The following is a 17,037-nucleotide window of genomic DNA, read 5'->3' as shown; positions in this document are numbered from 1 at the left end:
CAGGTGTTGATGCGCAAGGCGCCGCATTCTACGCCGCTGACGCCTTGGTCAGGAAAAATCCTCTGTTGCGGATTTGTAAGCGCAAAGCCCGCTGGCCCGGCGACCGATCTGCACCTAAACTGCCGATCCGCCAAAGGAGCCCGCCATGCTGATTGTTGCCGACGAAAATATCCCGCTGCTCGATGCCTTTTTTGCCGGTTTCGGCGAGATCCGCCGGGTCCCGGGCCGTTCCATCGACCGTGCAACGGTCGAGCAGGCCGACGTGTTGCTTGTGCGCTCGGTGACCAACGTCAACCGCGCGTTGCTGGAGGGCAGCAAGGTTCGCTTTGTCGGCACCTGCACCATTGGTACTGATCATTTGGATCTCGAGTACTTCAATGAGGCCGGCATCACTTGGTCGAGTGCGCCTGGCTGTAATGCCCGGGGCGTGGTCGATTACGTGCTGGGTAGCCTGATGACCCTCGCCGAAATAGAAGGCGTCGATCTGACTCAGCGCACCTATGGTGTCGTCGGCGCCGGTGAGGTGGGAGGGCGCCTGATCAAGGTTCTGAAAGGGTTGGGCTGGAATGTCAAAGTCTGCGATCCGCCGCGTCAGTCTGCCGAAGGCGGCGATTACGTCAGCCTGGAGCAGATCATCGAGCAGTGCGATGTGATCAGTCTGCACACGCCATTGACCCGCAGCGGCGACGGGGCCACTTGGCATCTGTTCGATCAGCAGCGTTTGCAGCAACTCAAGCCCGGCGCTTGGTTGATCAACGCAGCGCGTGGTCCGGTTGTGGATAACGTCGCGTTGCGCAAAGTGCTGCTGGAGCGTGAAGACCTGCAGGCCGTTCTCGACGTCTGGGAAGCTGAGCCTGAAGTCGATGTTGCACTGGCTGATCTCTGCGTATTGGCCACACCGCACATTGCCGGTTACAGCCTTGATGGCAAACAGCGCGGAACGGCGCAGATCTATCAGGCTTACTGCCAATTCATCGGCCAGCCAGCGAGTATTCAACTCAGCGAGTTGCTGCCGTCACCGTGGTTGTCACAAGTGACCCTGCATGGCGACAGTGATCCGGCCTGGGCGCTGGCGATGTTGTGCCGTGGTGTCTACGACCCGCGCCGCGATGATGCGGATTTTCGCCGCAGCCTCGTAGGTAATGTCGGTGAGCAGCGGGCGGCGTTTGATGTGTTGCGCAAACAGTATCCGGTGCGGCGTGAGATTGAAGGGCTGAAGGTGCGGATTGAAGGGGCGTCGCCAGAGTTGGCGAGGATCGTGGCGGCGCTGGGGGCGGTGGCTGTCTAGAAACCGGGTCGGCCCTTTCGCGAGCAGGCTCGCTCCCACATGGATCTGTGATTCACTGAAGATCCCCTGTGGGAGCGAGCCTGCTCGCGAAGGCCGCGCCACAAATACCTGATCTGCAGACAGAAAAAACCCGGCCAAAGGGGCCGGGTCAAGAAGACGGTGGCTATATCACTCTTGTTCGGCAGGCTTGACCAATCGCTTCTCCAGTTCGCTGCACGCTTGCTGGATCATGTCTTCAGTGATCGGTACCTCACGCCCATCTTTATCGATAATCGAGCAACCCAGAGTTTGGTCGGGCCTGGTGCGGATCACTTCAATTACTTTGTCATCGCTGCTGTGTTGCAAGGACATGGCCTGTCTCCTCATCAGGTTGTGCGCCTAGGGTAAAACCTCCACGTGACCGGGCTGTGACAAACTCCTGCGGTCTGTCAGTGGAGGCATCTCCACTCAAACAGAAACGACCGCTCGTCTCAACCGGGACTTTAGACCAATAGTAACTATGGCCTAGTCTTTGGGGGCATATTTAACCTGACTCATTGTGATTTACAGAGTTCCGCCGCAAGAAGGTTTAGGCTAGCCCTTTCATCAACACGGATGTGTACCTGAATGACCCCGAAGCTTTCATCACGACACCGTCGCGCTTTGCGTCTGACCCGTCGATTTCTGGCCCCTTACCGCTGGCAAGTCATCGCTGCGCTGCTGGCGTTGATCGTCACCGCCGCCGTTACGCTGTCGATGGGGCAGGGGATAAAACTGTTGGTCGACCGCGGTTTCATGACCCAGTCGCCGCATCAGCTCAACCAGAGCATCGGCATCTTCATGCTGATGGTGCTGGGTTTGGCGGTCGGCACGTTCGCGCGGTTTTACTGGGTGTCGTGGATCGGCGAGCGTTGCGTGGCCGATATTCGCCGTGAGGTGTTCAATCACCTGGTCTATCTGCATCCCGGCTTCTACGAGAACAACCGCAGTTCGGAGATCCAGTCGCGACTGACCGCCGACACGACGCTGCTGCAATCGGTGATCGGCTCGTCGCTGTCGATGTTCCTGCGCAACCTGCTGATGGTGATTGGCGGTGTCATCCTGCTGTTCGTGACCAACGCAAAACTCACCAGCATCGTGGTGATTGCCTTGCCGTTCGTGGTCGCGCCGATCCTGATTTTCGGTCGGCGTGTACGAAACCTGTCGCGGCTGAGCCAGGACCGCGTCGCCGATATCGGCAGCTATGTGTCGGAAACTCTCGGCCAGATCAAAACCGTGCAGGCCTACAACCATCAGGTGCAGGACGAGCGACGTTTTGCGACGACGGTCGAGGACGCGTTTGACACGGCGCGCAAACGCATCTTTCAGCGTTCGTGGATGATCACCATGGTGATCGTGCTGGTGCTCGGTGCGGTGGCGGTGATGTTGTGGGTCGGCGGTATGGACGTGATCGCCGGGCGCATCACCGGTGGCGAACTGGCCGCGTTTGTTTTTTACAGCCTGATTGTCGGCAGTGCGATTGGTACGTTGAGTGAGGTGATTGGCGAACTGCAGCGCGCGGCGGGTGCCGCCGAGCGCATCGCTGAATTGCTGGGTTCGGAAAATATCATCCAGCCGCCAACCGCCGGGCTTGTGACCCTGCCGGAGCGCGTGCGGGGCGAATTGCAATTGCAGGACGTGCGTTTTTCCTACCCTTCGCGTCCGGAAAGCTACGCAGTCAACGGCTTGAATCTGACCATTCGGGCGGGCGAAACACTCGCGCTGGTGGGGCCGTCAGGCGCCGGCAAGTCCACGGTGTACGACTTGCTGTTGCGCTTCTATGACCCGCTGGAGGGGCGGATCCTGATCGATGGTGTGCCGCTGACCAGCCTCGATCCGCTGGACCTGCGCCGTCACTTCGCTTTGGTCTCGCAGTCGCCGGCGCTGTTTTTCGGCAGCGTTGAAGAGAATATTCGTTACGGCAATCCGGGGGCGACGCTGGACCAAGTCAAGGACGCGGCAAAAATTGCTCACGCCCACGACTTCATCGAGAAAATGCCCAACGGTTACCAGACCCATCTCGGCGATGGTGGCCTCGGTCTTTCCGGCGGTCAGCGTCAGCGTCTGGCGATTGCCCGGGCGTTGCTGGTCGACGCACCGATCCTGCTGCTGGACGAAGCCACCAGCGCCCTCGATGCGCAGAGCGAACACTTGATTCAGGAAGCGCTGCCAAGCCTGATGCAGAACCGCACTACACTGGTGATCGCGCATCGACTGGCCACGGTGAAAAACGCTGACCGGATTGCGGTGATGGATCAGGGCAAGCTTGTGGCCATTGGTACTCATCAGGAGCTGATTGCCAGCAATCCGCTGTATGCGCGGTTGGCGGCGTTGCAGTTCAATGATGGCAAGAGCGCTTCAACGAGTCCTGTCACCGACCCTGCCATTCACTAAGTCACCGATCAGGTTGTGTAAATAAAAATGCCCGTATCTTGCGATACGGGCATTTTTCGTTTCTTGGCGTCAGTTGCTTGATCACTGATCGTCGAAGTAGCGCTCATGCCAATCCACCAGCGGCTGTGGCGAGTTGAGCTTCTGGCCATAAATCACCGAGTACGACAACACGTTCTGCACGTACTGACGGGTTTCGTCGAACGGGATGCTTTCCACCCAGACGTCGAAGCTCAGGTGATCAGCGCCGCGCAGCCATTGGCGCACTCGGCCAGGGCCTGCGTTGTAGGCGGCGGAGGCGAGGACGCGGTTGCCGTTGAACTGGCTGTGCACCTGACTCAGGTAAGCAGCGCCGAGCTGAATGTTTTTGTCCGGGTCCAGCACTTGCTGCGGCGAGGCCAGCGGGATGCTGAACTTGCGCGCGGTTTCCTTGGCGGTGCCGGGCATCAATTGCATTAGGCCACTGGCGCCAACGCCGGAGCGCGCGTCGTCCATAAAGGCACTTTCCTGGCGGGTAATGGCGAACACCCAGCTCGAATGCAGACCACGTACCTTGGCTTCACGCACGAGCGTTTCGCGGTGGGCCATCGGGAAGCGGATATCCAGATCGTCCCAGTACTGCGCCTGACTGATGGTGCGGATCGCCGGGAAGTACCATTTCAGGTCGTAAGCCAGTTTCGCCTGGGCAACCATTTCATCGCGATTGAAATGGCGGCTGACGTGGTACCACTCGCGACGCCCGTCGACGATCTGTCCGCGAGCATGGAATTCCAGCGCGCGACGCACGCCCGGCGTGTTGCGAACCTTGTTGACCAGCGCCTGACTGAGGACCAATGGCTTGTTGTTCAGCGAGTACGGCGATTGCGAGCGGTCGGCGGCGAGGAATCCGTAGAAATCACGTTCCCGGGCGAGTCCTTTGTACAGCGTCTGCGCTTCCGGGTTCTGCGGCTGGGCCAGTTCCAGACTGCGTGCCTGCCAGTAGCGCCAGCGGTTGGTGGTGGCCAGATCCTGCGGCAGACGGCGGGTCAACTGATACGCATCGTCCCAACGGGCCAGACGCAACAGCAGGCGCAAACGCCATTCCGAGACGGTGTTGTCGCGCAGCTCCGGGTCGTATTTGGTCATCACGTCCAGCGCGCGGCTGTCGAAGCGCCGGGCGAGAGTCAGGCCGATTTCCCGGGCGATCGCGACTTTTTCATCGCGAGAGAAATGCATGCTGCTGGCGTAGCCGTCGAGCAGGGCCATGGCCTTGTCCGGATCCTGACGCGCGAGGCGACGCAGGCCGAGGCTGACCACGTCGGACATCGGCTCATCGGCCGGGGTGAAGCGCGAAGGTTGATTGAGCAGTTCCGGTTTCTGCGCCACATCCACCAGCAAGCGACCGCGTGGGGCGAGGGTGGTCAGGCCATTGACCAGACTGTTGGCCAGTGGATAGTTGCGCGTCTGAGCGGCGAGTTTGGTGCGCTCCCAGCGTTTCTGCTCGGTGAGCTGGCCGTCGGCGGCCCAGATACCGAACAGCGCGTCACACGCGGCGGGTTGCGATTTGCCCGTCAGCCACAGCTTGTCGGCGTTGGCGTAACCCTCGGCTTTCTTGTTGTGGGTGATCTGGTATTGCGCATTGAGGCAATCCAGCTCGGTGAAGTTGAGTTTCGGGTCGTAGTATTTGACGAAGGTCGCCCAGTCGCCGCGGTCGGCTAGCCAACGCAACCAGCGCAGCTTCATCCAGTTGGCCTGGGGCAGGTCACCGTGTTCGGCGAGGAATTTCTCGATCTCGGCGTTGCTCGCGGTTTTCAGGCGCGCGGTCAGTTCGTCGTAGGCCAGGTACGGTTCCAGCGGGTAATCGGCCAACGCCTGGCTGTAGCGGAAGTACGGGCCGGTATCGCCTTTGGCCAAGGCGCGCTTGGCTTCATCGTAATACTGGCGTTGGGTGGACAGGTCCACCGCCTGGGCGGATTGAGCGGCAGCGGCGGTAAGTAGCAAACAGGACAAAACACTGAAAAGGCGACTGCGCATGAGACATCCGGGCAGAGAAATCATGACAAGTGCCGACACGAATCAGCACTGAATTGTCTGTAGCTTAGCCTTTTGCCAGCAAGCGGCGAAAGCTTTGCGGGCCTCGCAGCACAAGTTCGCAACAAATGTTGTGCAGAGTGCTTCGACAGACAAATTGCCGGCCTGCTGAAGCCCTAACTCAGGTAGAATGCGCGCCCGGTTTTTGGAGAAGCTCATGACCCTGCTCAAATTCAGCGATGTGTCCCTTGCGTTCGGCGCTATGCCGTTGTTGGACAAGGTGTCCTGGCAGATCGCCCGTGGTGAGCGGGTGTGCATCATCGGCCGCAACGGCACTGGCAAGTCCAGCATGATGAAACTGGTCAAGGGCGACCAGAAGCCCGATGAAGGCTCGGTGTGGCGTGCCCCCGGTCTGAAAATCGGCGAATTGCCGCAAGAACTGCCAGTGGCCGACGATCGGACGGTGTTCGACGTGGTCGCTGAAGGCCTTGATGGCGTGGGTGCGTTGCTCGCCGAGTACCATCACCTCGCGCAGAACTGCGTCACTGAAGAAGACCTGAACAAGCTGATGCATGTTCAGCAAGACCTCGAAGCCCGTGATGGCTGGCGTTTGCAGACGCTGGTTGAAAGCACCTTGAGCCGTCTGCAACTGCCGGCCGACAAGACCCTCGCCCAGTTGTCCGGCGGCTGGCGTCGTCGCGTGCTGCTGGCACAGGCGCTGGTGTCCGAGCCGGATCTGCTGCTGCTCGACGAACCGACCAACCACTTGGACATCGGTGCGATTGCCTGGCTCGAAGAAGCGCTGAAAGATTTCCAGGGCGCCGTGCTGTTCATCACGCACGACCGTTCCTTCCTGCAAAACCTCGCCACACGCATCCTCGAACTGGATCGCGGCGGCCTGATCGACTGGAACGGCGACTACGCCAGCTTCCTCGTGCACAAAGAAGCCGCGCTGGCCGCTGAAGAGACCGCCAACGCGCTGTTCGACAAGAAACTGGCCCAGGAAGAAGTCTGGATCCGCCAGGGCATCAAGGCGCGCCGGACCCGTAACGAGGGCCGCGTCCGCGCCCTGAAAGCCCTGCGCGTCGAGCGCAGCGAGCGTCGTGAACGCACCGGCAAGGCCAACATTCAGCTGGACACTGCCGACAAGTCCGGCAAGCAGGTGATGGTCCTCGAGAACGTGAGTTTCGCTCACCCGGGCGGCCCGTTCCTGATCAAGGATTTCTCGATGGTGCTGACGCGCGGCGACCGTATCGGTCTGCTCGGCGCCAACGGTACCGGCAAGACCACCCTGCTAAAACTGATGCTCAGCGGTCTGCAACCGACCAGCGGCAAAGTGGAAGAGGGCACGCGCATCGACGTGGCGTACTTCGACCAATTGCGTCATCAGCTGGATCTGGAAAAGACCGTAATCGACAACGTCGCTGAAGGTCGCGACTTCATCGATATCGACGGTCAGAGCCGTCACGTGCTGAGCTACCTCGGCGACTTCCTGTTCAGCCCGCAACGTGCCCGCACGCCGGTCAAAGCGCTGTCGGGTGGTGAGCGTGCGCGTCTGTTGCTGGCCAAGCTATTCAGCAAACCGGCGAACCTGCTGGTACTCGACGAACCGACCAACGACCTCGACGTGGAAACCCTCGAGCTGCTCGAAGAAGTGCTGCTGACTTTCAACGGCACCGTGCTGATGGTCAGCCACGACCGGGCATTCCTCGACAACGTCGTCACCAGCACCCTGGTCTTCGAAGGTGAAGGCAAGGTGCGTGAATACGTCGGCGGCTATCAGGACTGGATCCGTCAGGGCGGATCGCCGCGCCTGTTGGGCGTGACTGAAAGCAAGTCGGGCAAGGCTGACTTGAATTCGGCGGTGGTTACCGCTGAACCGGCTGTGGCTGCTGCGCCTGTCGCTGCTGCTCCGGCTGCCAAGAAAAAGCTGAGCTACAAGCTGCAACGCGAGCTGGAAGCGCTGCCGGGCGATATCGACGCCAAGGAGCAGCAGATCGCTGCCGTGGAAGCCGAAATGGCTGAAGCTGGCTTCTATCAGCGCCCTGCGGCAGAGACGGCCAAAGTAATTGCTTCGCTGGAGCAGTTGCAGGCTGAGCTGGATGCGTTGATGGAGCGTTGGGCCGAGCTGGATGCCTGATTGATCCTGATGTGAAAAAGCCCGGCGTTCAGTGATGAGCGCCGGGCTTTTCATATGCGGGTGGAGATCCAATGTGGGAGCGAGCCTGCTCGCGAATGCGGTGTGTCAGGCGGCATTAATGCTGAATGTGCCAACGCCTTCGCGAGCAGGCTCGCTCCCCCAATGATCAGTGTTTCAACGTTTGACCAGGTGTACCGCTAATACGTCGCATGGCGCGCCGTGCAGAACGTCATTCGCGGTCGAGCCGAGCAACAGCGCCAGACCATGACGACCATGGCTACCGACCACGATCAGATCGCACGTTTGTTCTTTGGCGAAATGATGGATTTCCTGGCGTGGCTGGCCATAGGTCAGGTGGCAATTGGCACCTTCAAGCTCAGTGTACTTTTGTTTCAAACGCTCAAGTCGTTCCTTGGCCTGATCGAACTGCTGTTGTTGCAGTTGTGACAGATCCATCGGCACGTCGCCGCCGAACGCCATGGCCATCGGCTCAACGATATGCACCAGCGAAAGCTTGGCGCCATTGCTCACCGATAGCTCGCGGGCGCGGTGAATCACAGGGTCGCACTCTTCGGTCAGATCTACGGCGACCAGGATGTGGTGGTAGGGCATGAGGTGCTCCTCGTGAGGGTTCAATATTGTTAAGTATGGCTGGTTTCAAGCGCATTGGTTCCAAAGTGACACAATGCGCTCACCAAGAATTGGGAATAGAGATATGACGGTCTGGTTGGTGGTGTCAATCCTGCTGGTGGTTTTAAGTCCGCTGGCGTGGTTGCGCCCATCGCGCGCGCAAAGCGGTCGCATCGCCCTGCGCATGGAGGCGCGCCGCATCGGTCTGGCCATGCAACTGGCGCCTCAGGAATGGCCGCACTGGCTGGCGCAAGAGCCGCCGAACCCGTGCGCGCAGTATCATCGGCCGCGCCGTGGCAAGTCGCCTGCCTGCTGGACTTACTGGCAGAAGTCGCCGGGTGTATGGGTCAATCAGTGGCAGGAAGTCTGCGAGGACCCTGCGCTGCTTAATCATTTCGAAAAATTGCCGGGCAACGTTTTCAAAGTCGAGGCAGACAAGCAGATGATCGCCTTGTATTGGGGCGAGAAGGGCGACGCCACGGTTTTGCTGGATATCGATGCCACCCTGAAAGCACTGGCATGACGCGCGGACTTTTCCCACTGCAACGGTGGGGAACGTCCGGCAGACGCGCAATAAAAAGCCCGACATGATTCATCGGGCTGGGGTGGCCAGGCAGGCCGGAAATCTTTTTGATGCTGAGTCAGTCAGCGCATTTCCCTGTCGTCCACCCAGCGTAGCCCTTTAAACAAGGGCTGCTGCGAATTAGGGCGACTTTTCTAACTATTGATTCTATGAATGGCTTCACATGCAGACGCGTGTTGCGGGTCTTCGTCTTACAGAAATGACCGCAAAGTCGCATTTCAACCCGTATTTTGGGCGATTGACAATTGTCGGAAATTCCGTGAAGGTGACGTACCCAAATCAAACGGGCGTATGAATTGAGCGTTTGTCTTACAGACTGCTCCTACAGAATCCCGACTATCGCGTTGGCGGGTGTGCCGGGTGGATTGGCGTCAGCATCGACGAAAAAGCGTCCTGCCGAGCCATTCGCCTGCGTCCGACGTGTACTGTTCAGCTTCCATATCGTGGAGATCAGTTGATGATTTACGAAGGTAAAGCCATCACGGTTAAAGCTCTTGAAAGTGGCATCGTCGAATTGAAATTCGACCTCAAGGGTGAGTCCGTCAACAAGTTCAACCGTCTAACCCTGAACGAACTGCGTCAGGCCGTAGACACCATCAAGGCAGATGCTTCGATCAAGGGCGTGATCGTCAGCAGTGGCAAGGACGTGTTCATCGTCGGCGCCGACATCACCGAATTTGTCGACAACTTCAAGCTGCCGGATGCCGAGCTGGTTGCTGGCAATCTCGAAGCCAACAAGATCTTCAGCGATTTCGAAGACCTCAACGTTCCGACCGTTGTGGCCATCAATGGCATCGCGCTGGGCGGCGGCCTGGAAATGTGCCTGGCGGCTGACTATCGCGTCATGTCGACCAAGGCCAAGATCGGTCTGCCGGAAGTCAAACTGGGCATCTACCCAGGCTTCGGTGGCACCGTGCGTCTGCCGCGTCTGATCGGTGTCGACAACGCCATCGAATGGATTGCCTCCGGTAAGGAAAACCGCCCTGAAGACGCCCTGAAAGTCAGCGCCGTCGACGCCGTGGTTGCTCCTGAAAAACTGCAGGAAGCTGCCCTTGAACTGATCAAGCGCGCCATCTCCGGCGAGTTCGACTTCAAGGCCAAGCGTCAGCCGAAACTTGAAAAACTCAAGCTGAACGCCATTGAACAGATGATGGCTTTCGAAACCGCCAAAGGTTTCGTCGCCGGTCAAGCGGGCCCGAACTACCCGGCGCCGGTTGAAGCGATCAAGACCATCCAGAAAGCCGCGAACTTCGGTCGTGACAAGGCGCTGGAAGTCGAAGCTGCCGGTTTCGTCAAACTGGCCAAGACCTCTGCCGCGCAGAGCTTGATCGGCCTGTTCCTGAACGATCAGGAACTGAAGAAAAAGGCCAAGGCCTACGACGAAATCGCCAAAGACGTGAAGCAGGCCGCTGTACTCGGCGCCGGCATCATGGGCGGTGGTATCGCTTATCAGTCGGCCTCCAAAGGTACGCCGATCCTGATGAAAGACATCAACGAGCACGGCATCGAGCAGGGTCTGGCCGAAGCCGCCAAGCTGCTGGTTGGCCGCGTTGATAAAGGTCGCATGACCGCTGCAAAAATGGCTGAAGTGCTAAACGCCATTCGTCCGACCCTGTCCTACGGCGATTTCGGTCACGTCGATCTGGTTGTCGAAGCTGTCGTCGAGAACCCTAAGGTCAAGCAAGCCGTGTTGGCTGAAGTGGAAGGTCAGGTCAAAGAGGGCACCATCCTCGCGTCCAACACTTCGACCATTTCCATCAGCCTGCTGGCCAAGGCCCTCAAGCGTCCGGAAAACTTCGTCGGCATGCACTTCTTCAACCCGGTGCACATGATGCCGCTGGTTGAAGTGATCCGTGGCGAGAAGTCGAGTGAGCTGGCCGTTGCCACCACCGTTGCCTACGCCAAGAAAATGGGCAAGAACCCGATCGTCGTCAACGACTGCCCGGGCTTCCTGGTCAACCGCGTACTGTTCCCGTACTTCGGCGGTTTCGCCAAGCTGGTCAGCGCCGGTGTCGACTTCGTCCGTATCGACAAGGTCATGGAAAAATTCGGCTGGCCGATGGGCCCGGCATACCTGATGGACGTGGTCGGCATCGACACCGGTCACCACGGTCGTGACGTAATGGCTGAAGGTTTCCCGGATCGCATGAAGGATGACCGTCGTTCGGCCATCGACGTGCTTTACGAAGCCAAGCGCCTGGGCCAGAAGAACGGCAAGGGCTTCTACGCTTACGAGGCCGACAAGAAAGGCAAGCAGAAGAAAGTCGCCGATCCATCGGTGCTGGAAGTGCTCAAGCCGATCGTTTACGAGCAGCGCGAAGTCACTGACGAAGACATCATCAACTGGATGATGATCCCGCTGTGCCTGGAAACCGTGCGTTGCCTGGAAGACGGCATCGTTGAAACCGCTGCCGAAGCCGACATGGGTCTGGTCTACGGTATCGGTTTCCCTCCATTCCGTGGCGGTGCGCTGCGCTACATCGATTCGATCGGTGTTGCCGAGTTCGTTGCCCTGGCTGACCAGTACGCTGATTTGGGCGCGCTGTACCACCCGACCGCGAAACTGCGTGAAATGGCCAAAACCGGCCAACGGTTCTTCGGTTAAGCGTCCCAACTTTTGAGCGAGAGTGAAATTTTATGAGCTTGAATCCAAGAGACGTCGTGATTGTCGACTTCGGTCGTACTCCGATGGGCCGCTCCAAGGGCGGCATGCACCGCAACACCCGCGCCGAAGACATGTCGGCGCACCTGATCAGCAAACTGCTGGAACGCAGCGCCAAGGTTGATCCTGCTGAAGTCGAGGACGTGATCTGGGGCTGTGTCAACCAGACCCTGGAGCAGGGCTGGAACATCGCGCGCATGGCGTCGCTGATGACCCAGATCCCGCACACCTCGGCCGGTCAGACCGTCAGCCGTCTGTGTGGCTCGTCGATGAGCGCATTGCACACTGCTGCGCAAGCGATCATGACCGGCAACGGTGACGTGTTCGTGGTTGGCGGCGTCGAGCATATGGGCCACGTGAGCATGATGCACGGTGTCGATCCGAACCCGCACATGTCGCTGTACGCGGCGAAAGCCTCGGGCATGATGGGCCTGACCGCGGAAATGCTCGGCAAAATGCACGGCATCACTCGCGAACAGCAAGACGCTTTCGGCGTGCGTTCCCACCAGTTGGCCCACAAGGCCACGGTGGAAGGCAAGTTCAAAGACGAAATCATCCCGATGCAGGGCTACGACGAGAACGGGTTCCTGAAACTGTTCGACTACGACGAAACCATTCGTCCGGAAACCACCCTGGAAAGTCTGGCGGCTCTCAAGCCAGCCTTCAATCCAAAGGGCGGCACCGTGACTGCCGGTACTTCGTCGCAGATCACCGATGGTGCTTCGTGCATGATCGTGATGTCGGCGCAGCGTGCGCAGGACTTGGGTATCCAGCCAATGGCGGTTATCCGTTCGATGGCAGTGGCGGGTGTGGATCCGGCGATCATGGGCTATGGTCCAGTTCCGGCAACACAAAAAGCCCTGAAGCGTGCGGGCCTTGGGATCAACGATATCGACTTCTTCGAGCTCAACGAAGCTTTCGCCGCACAGGCCCTGCCAGTGCTGAAAGATCTGAAAGTGCTCGACAAGATGAACGAGAAGGTTAACCTGCACGGCGGCGCGATCGCCCTGGGTCACCCGTTCGGTTGCTCCGGTGCCCGTATTTCCGGCACCTTGCTGAACGTGATGAAGCAGAATAGCGGCACCTTCGGGGTGGCCACTATGTGCATTGGTCTCGGCCAAGGCATCTCCACTGTCTTCGAACGCGTTTAAGCGTCTCGTCGATGGAAGCCGGGGCCAAGTGCCCCGGTTTTTGTTTTTGTGGATTTATTTTGTTTTTATTTTGAAAAAATTTGAGTGAGGGCCGAAGCATGCCGATACAACCTGGGCTCTACCAACATTACAAAGGACCGCAGTACCGTGTATTCAGTGTTGCGCGGCATTCCGAGACCGAAGAAGAAGTGGTCTTTTACCAAGCCCTGTATGGCGATTACGGCTTTTGGGTGCGTCCACTGAGCATGTTTCTCGAGTCAGTCGAAGTTGACGGCGAGCAGGTGCCACGCTTTGCTTTGGTGCAAGCCGAACCGAGCCTTTTTTCCAAGGCATAAGGCGAGGGCGCACAGAACCCTGTGCTTGACCTCACCTTGTATCAACTATATATAGCGGTGCCGCGTCAGGCGCCAACCGCCTTTCACTTCTAGAATTCAGGAATTTTCTGATCCATGGGCAAATCGCTGGTCATTGTGGAATCCCCGGCTAAGGCCAAGACCATCAACAAGTATCTGGGTAACCAATACGTGGTGAAGTCGAGTATCGGCCATATCCGAGACCTGCCCACCAGCGGTTCGGCTAGCGCCAGCAAAGAGCCAGCCGCCAAGCGCGGCAAGGCTGCTGCGGGCGAAGGTCCGGTGCTCTCGCCGAAAGAGAAAGCGCGCAAGCAGCTGGTCTCGCGTATGGGTGTCGATCCCGATCATGGCTGGAAAGCCAAGTACGAGATCCTCCCGGGTAAAGAGAAGGTCATCGAAGAGCTGCGCCGGCTCGCCAAAGATGCTGACACCATCTATCTCGCAACCGACTTGGATCGCGAGGGGGAAGCCATTGCCTGGCACCTGCGCGAAGCCATCGGAGGTGACGACAGCCGCTACAAGCGCGTGGTGTTCAACGAAATCACCAAGAAGGCGATTCAGGAAGCCTTCTCGGAACCGGGCGAGCTGGACATCGATCGTGTCAACGCGCAGCAGGCGCGTCGTTTCCTCGACCGCGTTGTGGGTTACATGGTCTCGCCGCTGCTGTGGGCGAAAATCGCTCGTGGCCTGTCCGCCGGTCGCGTGCAATCGGTTGCCGTGAAGCTGGTCGTGGAGCGTGAGCGCGAAATTCGTGCGTTCAACCCGGAAGAGTACTGGGAAGTGCACGCCGATCTCGGCACCACGAAAGGCTCGACCGTGCGTTTCGAAGTGGCTCGCGAGAAAGGCGAGGCCTTCAAGCCGCTCAACGAAGCCCAGGCCATGGCTGCGCTGGAGAAGCTCAAGTCTTCCAGCTACAGCATCGTCAAACGCGAAGACAAGCCGACCAGCAGCAAGCCTTCGGCGCCGTTCATCACGTCGACCCTGCAACAGGCTGCGAGCAACCGTCTGGGCTTCGGCGTGAAGAAAACCATGATGATGGCCCAGCGTCTGTACGAAGCCGGCTACATCACTTATATGCGTACCGACTCGACCAACCTCTCGGCTGATGCCGTGGCGATGGCGCGCACTTATATCGAAGACGAGTTCGGCAAGAAGTACCTGCCGGAAACGCCAAACGTCTACAGCAGCAAAGAAGGCGCACAGGAGGCTCACGAAGCGATCCGTCCTTCCGACGCCAACACCACGCCGAGCAAGCTCGCAGGCATGGAGCGTGACGCTGAGCGCCTCTACGAATTGATCTGGCGCCAGTTCCTCGCTTGCCAGATGCTGCCGGCGCAATACCTGTCGACCACTGTCAGCGTCGGCGCTGGCGACTTCGAGCTGCGCGCCAAGGGCCGTATCCTCAAGTTCGACGGTTACACCCGCGTCATGCCGCAGATTGCCAAACCAGGCGACGACGACGTTCTGCCTGATATGGCTCAGGGCGACGTGATGAAGCTGATCAAGCTTGATCCGTCGCAGCACTTCACCAAGCCGCCGGCGCGTTACTCGGAAGCCAGCCTGGTTAAAGAAATGGAAAAACGTGGCATTGGTCGTCCCTCGACTTACGCTGCGATCATTTCGACCATTCAGGATCGCGGTTATGTGACCTTGCACAACCGTCGTTTCTACTCGGAAAAGATGGGCGACATCGTCACCGAGCGTCTGTCGGAAAGCTTCTCCAACCTCATGGACTACGGCTTCACTGCCGGCATGGAAGAGAACCTCGATGACGTGGCACAGGGTGAGCGCGACTGGAAAAGTGTGCTGGACGAGTTCTACGGCGATTTCAAAAAGAAACTCGAAGTAGCCGAAAACCCGGACAGCGGCATGCGCGCCAACCAGCCGGTCATGACCGATATTCCTTGCACCACTTGCGGCCGTCCGATGCAGATTCGTACTGCGTCGACTGGCGTGTTCCTCGGGTGCTCGGGCTACAGCCTGCCGCCGAAAGAACGCTGCAAGGCCACCGTCAACCTGGTGCCGGGCGACGAGATCGCTGCGGACGACGAAGGTGAGTCGGAATCGCTGGTGCTGCGTGGCAAGCATCGCTGCCCGATTTGCAGCACGGCGATGGACGCTTATCTGCTCGACGAGAAGCGCAAGCTGCACATCTGCGGTAACAACCCGGATTGCGCAGGCTACGAAATCGAAGAGGGCAGCTATCGCATCAAAGGCTACGAAGGTCCGAGCCTGGAATGCGACAAGTGCGGCAGCGAGATGCAGCTCAAGACTGGCCGTTTCGGCAAGTTCTTCGGTTGCACCAACCCTGAGTGCAAGAACACCCGCAAACTGCTGAAAAGCGGTGATGCAGCGCCACCGAAGATGGATCCGGTGAAGATGCCTGAGCTGAAATGCGAAAAGGTCAACGACACCTACATCCTCCGTGATGGCGCCTCTGGTCTGTTCCTGGCCGCCAGCCAGTTCCCGAAAAACCGTGAGACCCGTGCTCCGCTGGTGATCGAGATTGTGCCGCACAAGGACGAAATCGATCCGAAGTATCATTTCCTCTGCGACGCGCCGAAGAAGGATCCTGATGGTCTGCCAGCGGTTATTCGCTACAGCCGCAAGACCAAAGAGCAATACGTGCAGACCGAAGTCGACGGCAAGCCTACCGGTTGGAAGGCGTACTTCGACGGCGGTAAGTGGACGGTTGAAGACAAGCGTACGAAGGCCAAAGCCGAGTAAGCGTTAGTCTGATACTGAAAGGCCGCATGACAACCCACGGGTTTTCATGCGGCCTTTTTGTTTTGTGCTTGCGGTAGGATCGACTGATCCACGACACTGTCCGGCCTGTGTGAAGCAATTATTTCGTTGTGGAGAGTGCCGTCATGGCTCACGAACTCTATACCCGTACCAATCAGAAGATCTATTTCGCCGGCCTGTCGCTCGAAGCCCTGGCTCGCGCTGAAGAAGGGCGGGCGATGAATTCTCTGGCGTTGATTCAGGCTGGTCGAGAATCGGCGTTGTTTCACCTGTACGGCGCCTTGTTGGGGCTTTGTCATGAGATCGCGGGTTTCTATCGTCTGCCGCAGGCCAATGCGCCGCGGGCCGAGATGCTGCTGACGCGTGAAGTGCTGGAGTCGATCGCGATTCCCGAGTTGGCCGAAATGGTCGAGCTGGCAGGTAACTCTGAAACCTGGTTGGCGAAACTGCTGGCTGCGCATTCGGCGCTGTTTCAGCCGCCACGGGTGCCACACAAGCCCAAAGGGGACGTGACTCAGCCGCTGATTCAGGCGATTAATCTGGATGAAGATGAGTCGCCAGAAGAGCTGAGTCGAGAGGAGCTGGAGAGCTGGCGGCAGAATCTGAAAGGCTTGGCGATTCGCTTTCGCGAAGGCTTGAACGAGTGCTGAGGGTGATTGACACGGTGGCAATCTGAAACATGCTGCTGGTCAAGATCCCGAGCGAAGCCTGAATGATGTCTATATAATCCCTGCCTTTCGTGGAGAACAGACCTATATGCCAACGTCCTTTCTAGAAATTGTCGAGTTACCAGACGGCCGAATCGAGCTGCGCAGGGCTGAGGACGAGGGTTCTTTGGTGACGCTGGATTTCTCCGAGGATGCCAAGGCGTTCCTGCAAGGTCAGCATGTGGAAATCGCCAAGGCGATGTTAAGCGTCGGCGTGCAGATGGCCGGCCGTATGGTTGAAGGCGAGTTTGATAAGGAAGAGGGGCCGCGGGTTCTTCATTGATCCTGGCGTCTCTTTAATTTTTGCCGTTACCGCTTCAGATCGGCTTCTCTTTCCCTGGAGAAGCCCTGCGCTTCAC

Annotated in this window: 13 protein-coding genes; 10 read left to right on the top strand and 3 right to left on the bottom strand. The window is 58.6% G+C overall.

Going from position 1 to position 17,037, the window contains the following annotated elements; translation table 11 throughout:
• Window positions 1-145 precede the first annotated feature (145 nt).
• The gene (pdxB, locus tag HU718_RS20855) at window positions 146-1,288 is read left to right on the top strand and encodes a 4-phosphoerythronate dehydrogenase PdxB (RefSeq protein WP_186615740.1); all 1,143 of its coding nucleotides are present in this window, start codon (window positions 146-148) and stop codon (window positions 1,286-1,288) included.
• 168 nt (window positions 1,289-1,456) lie between these two features.
• Here pdxB and HU718_RS20850 read toward each other — a convergent pair whose 3' ends face one another.
• A complete protein-coding gene (locus HU718_RS20850; protein ID WP_186615742.1) occupies window positions 1,457-1,639 on the bottom strand; it encodes a PA1571 family protein in 183 nt (60 codons plus the stop codon).
• Window positions 1,640-1,894: 255 nt separating this feature from the next.
• Here HU718_RS20850 and HU718_RS20845 point away from each other — a divergent pair, with 255 nt between their 5' ends.
• Window positions 1,895-3,700: an ABC transporter transmembrane domain-containing protein gene (locus HU718_RS20845; RefSeq protein ID WP_186615744.1), complete on the top strand. Its 1,806-nt coding sequence runs from the start codon at window positions 1,895-1,897 to the stop codon at window positions 3,698-3,700.
• A gap of 81 nt (window positions 3,701-3,781) precedes the next feature.
• On the opposite strand, the gene HU718_RS20840 is transcribed toward HU718_RS20845, so the two are convergent.
• Window positions 3,782-5,710 carry a transglycosylase SLT domain-containing protein gene (locus tag HU718_RS20840; protein ID WP_102902231.1) on the bottom strand — a complete coding sequence of 643 codons (1,929 nt, stop codon included), beginning with the start codon at window positions 5,708-5,710 and terminating at the stop codon, window positions 3,782-3,784.
• Between the two features lie 214 nt (window positions 5,711-5,924).
• Here HU718_RS20840 and HU718_RS20835 point away from each other — a divergent pair, with 214 nt between their 5' ends.
• Window positions 5,925-7,847 carry an ATP-binding cassette domain-containing protein gene (locus tag HU718_RS20835; RefSeq protein ID WP_186615746.1) on the top strand — a complete coding sequence of 641 codons (1,923 nt, stop codon included), beginning with the start codon at window positions 5,925-5,927 and terminating at the stop codon, window positions 7,845-7,847.
• A 174-nt stretch (window positions 7,848-8,021) separates the two neighbouring features.
• Here HU718_RS20835 and HU718_RS20830 read toward each other — a convergent pair whose 3' ends face one another.
• Window positions 8,022-8,459 carry a universal stress protein gene (locus tag HU718_RS20830; RefSeq protein ID WP_150708091.1) on the bottom strand — a complete coding sequence of 146 codons (438 nt, stop codon included), beginning with the start codon at window positions 8,457-8,459 and terminating at the stop codon, window positions 8,022-8,024.
• A 103-nt stretch (window positions 8,460-8,562) separates the two neighbouring features.
• Between HU718_RS20830 and HU718_RS20825 the strand changes: the two genes are divergently transcribed.
• From HU718_RS20825 to HU718_RS20795, 7 genes are all read left to right on the top strand, one after another.
• A complete protein-coding gene (locus tag HU718_RS20825) occupies window positions 8,563-9,000 on the top strand; it encodes a hypothetical protein (RefSeq protein ID WP_186615748.1) in 438 nt (145 codons plus the stop codon).
• Window positions 9,001-9,517: 517 nt separating this feature from the next.
• Window positions 9,518-11,665, top strand: a complete 2,148-nt coding sequence (fadB, locus tag HU718_RS20820; RefSeq protein ID WP_186615750.1) for a fatty acid oxidation complex subunit alpha FadB — start codon at window positions 9,518-9,520, stop codon at window positions 11,663-11,665.
• Between the two features lie 32 nt (window positions 11,666-11,697).
• Window positions 11,698-12,873 carry an acetyl-CoA C-acyltransferase FadA gene (gene fadA / locus HU718_RS20815; RefSeq protein ID WP_186615752.1) on the top strand — a complete coding sequence of 392 codons (1,176 nt, stop codon included), beginning with the start codon at window positions 11,698-11,700 and terminating at the stop codon, window positions 12,871-12,873.
• Window positions 12,874-12,971: 98 nt separating this feature from the next.
• Window positions 12,972-13,208, top strand: a complete 237-nt coding sequence (locus HU718_RS20810) for a DUF1653 domain-containing protein (RefSeq protein WP_007910467.1) — start codon at window positions 12,972-12,974, stop codon at window positions 13,206-13,208.
• Window positions 13,209-13,322: 114 nt separating this feature from the next.
• Window positions 13,323-15,953 (top strand): type I DNA topoisomerase, encoded by a 2,631-nt coding sequence (topA, locus tag HU718_RS20805; protein ID WP_186615754.1) that lies wholly within the window; start codon window positions 13,323-13,325, stop codon window positions 15,951-15,953.
• A 143-nt stretch (window positions 15,954-16,096) separates the two neighbouring features.
• On the top strand, window positions 16,097-16,621 hold the full coding sequence (locus tag HU718_RS20800) for a DUF6586 family protein (RefSeq protein WP_150708089.1): 525 nt from the start codon (window positions 16,097-16,099) through the stop codon (window positions 16,619-16,621).
• A 106-nt stretch (window positions 16,622-16,727) separates the two neighbouring features.
• The gene (locus tag HU718_RS20795; RefSeq protein ID WP_003226592.1) at window positions 16,728-16,961 is read left to right on the top strand and encodes a hypothetical protein; all 234 of its coding nucleotides are present in this window, start codon (window positions 16,728-16,730) and stop codon (window positions 16,959-16,961) included.
• Window positions 16,962-17,037 lie beyond the last annotated feature (76 nt).

Source organism: Pseudomonas tensinigenes, assembly GCF_014268445.2.
GTDB lineage: Bacteria > Pseudomonadota > Gammaproteobacteria > Pseudomonadales > Pseudomonadaceae > Aquipseudomonas > Aquipseudomonas tensinigenes.
Note: the sequence above shows the minus strand (reverse complement) of the source record. Positions and strands in the feature narration are given on the sequence as shown.

Excerpts from the sequence above, each read along its gene's own strand:
- pdxB (WP_186615740.1), top strand. The coding sequence starts at position 146 with ATGCTGATTGTTGCCGACGAAAATATCCCGCTGCTCGATGCCTTTTTT.
- HU718_RS20850 (WP_186615742.1), bottom strand. The coding sequence starts at position 1,639 with ATGTCCTTGCAACACAGCAGCGATGACAAAGTAATTGAAGTGATCCGC.
- HU718_RS20845 (WP_186615744.1), top strand. The coding sequence starts at position 1,895 with ATGACCCCGAAGCTTTCATCACGACACCGTCGCGCTTTGCGTCTGACC.
- HU718_RS20840 (WP_102902231.1), bottom strand. The coding sequence starts at position 5,710 with ATGCGCAGTCGCCTTTTCAGTGTTTTGTCCTGTTTGCTACTTACCGCC.
- HU718_RS20835 (WP_186615746.1), top strand. The coding sequence starts at position 5,925 with ATGACCCTGCTCAAATTCAGCGATGTGTCCCTTGCGTTCGGCGCTATG.
- HU718_RS20830 (WP_150708091.1), bottom strand. The coding sequence starts at position 8,459 with ATGCCCTACCACCACATCCTGGTCGCCGTAGATCTGACCGAAGAGTGC.
- HU718_RS20825 (WP_186615748.1), top strand. The coding sequence starts at position 8,563 with ATGACGGTCTGGTTGGTGGTGTCAATCCTGCTGGTGGTTTTAAGTCCG.
- fadB (WP_186615750.1), top strand. The coding sequence starts at position 9,518 with ATGATTTACGAAGGTAAAGCCATCACGGTTAAAGCTCTTGAAAGTGGC.
- fadA (WP_186615752.1), top strand. The coding sequence starts at position 11,698 with ATGAGCTTGAATCCAAGAGACGTCGTGATTGTCGACTTCGGTCGTACT.
- HU718_RS20810 (WP_007910467.1), top strand. The coding sequence starts at position 12,972 with ATGCCGATACAACCTGGGCTCTACCAACATTACAAAGGACCGCAGTAC.
- topA (WP_186615754.1), top strand. The coding sequence starts at position 13,323 with ATGGGCAAATCGCTGGTCATTGTGGAATCCCCGGCTAAGGCCAAGACC.
- HU718_RS20800 (WP_150708089.1), top strand. The coding sequence starts at position 16,097 with ATGGCTCACGAACTCTATACCCGTACCAATCAGAAGATCTATTTCGCC.
- HU718_RS20795 (WP_003226592.1), top strand. The coding sequence starts at position 16,728 with ATGCCAACGTCCTTTCTAGAAATTGTCGAGTTACCAGACGGCCGAATC.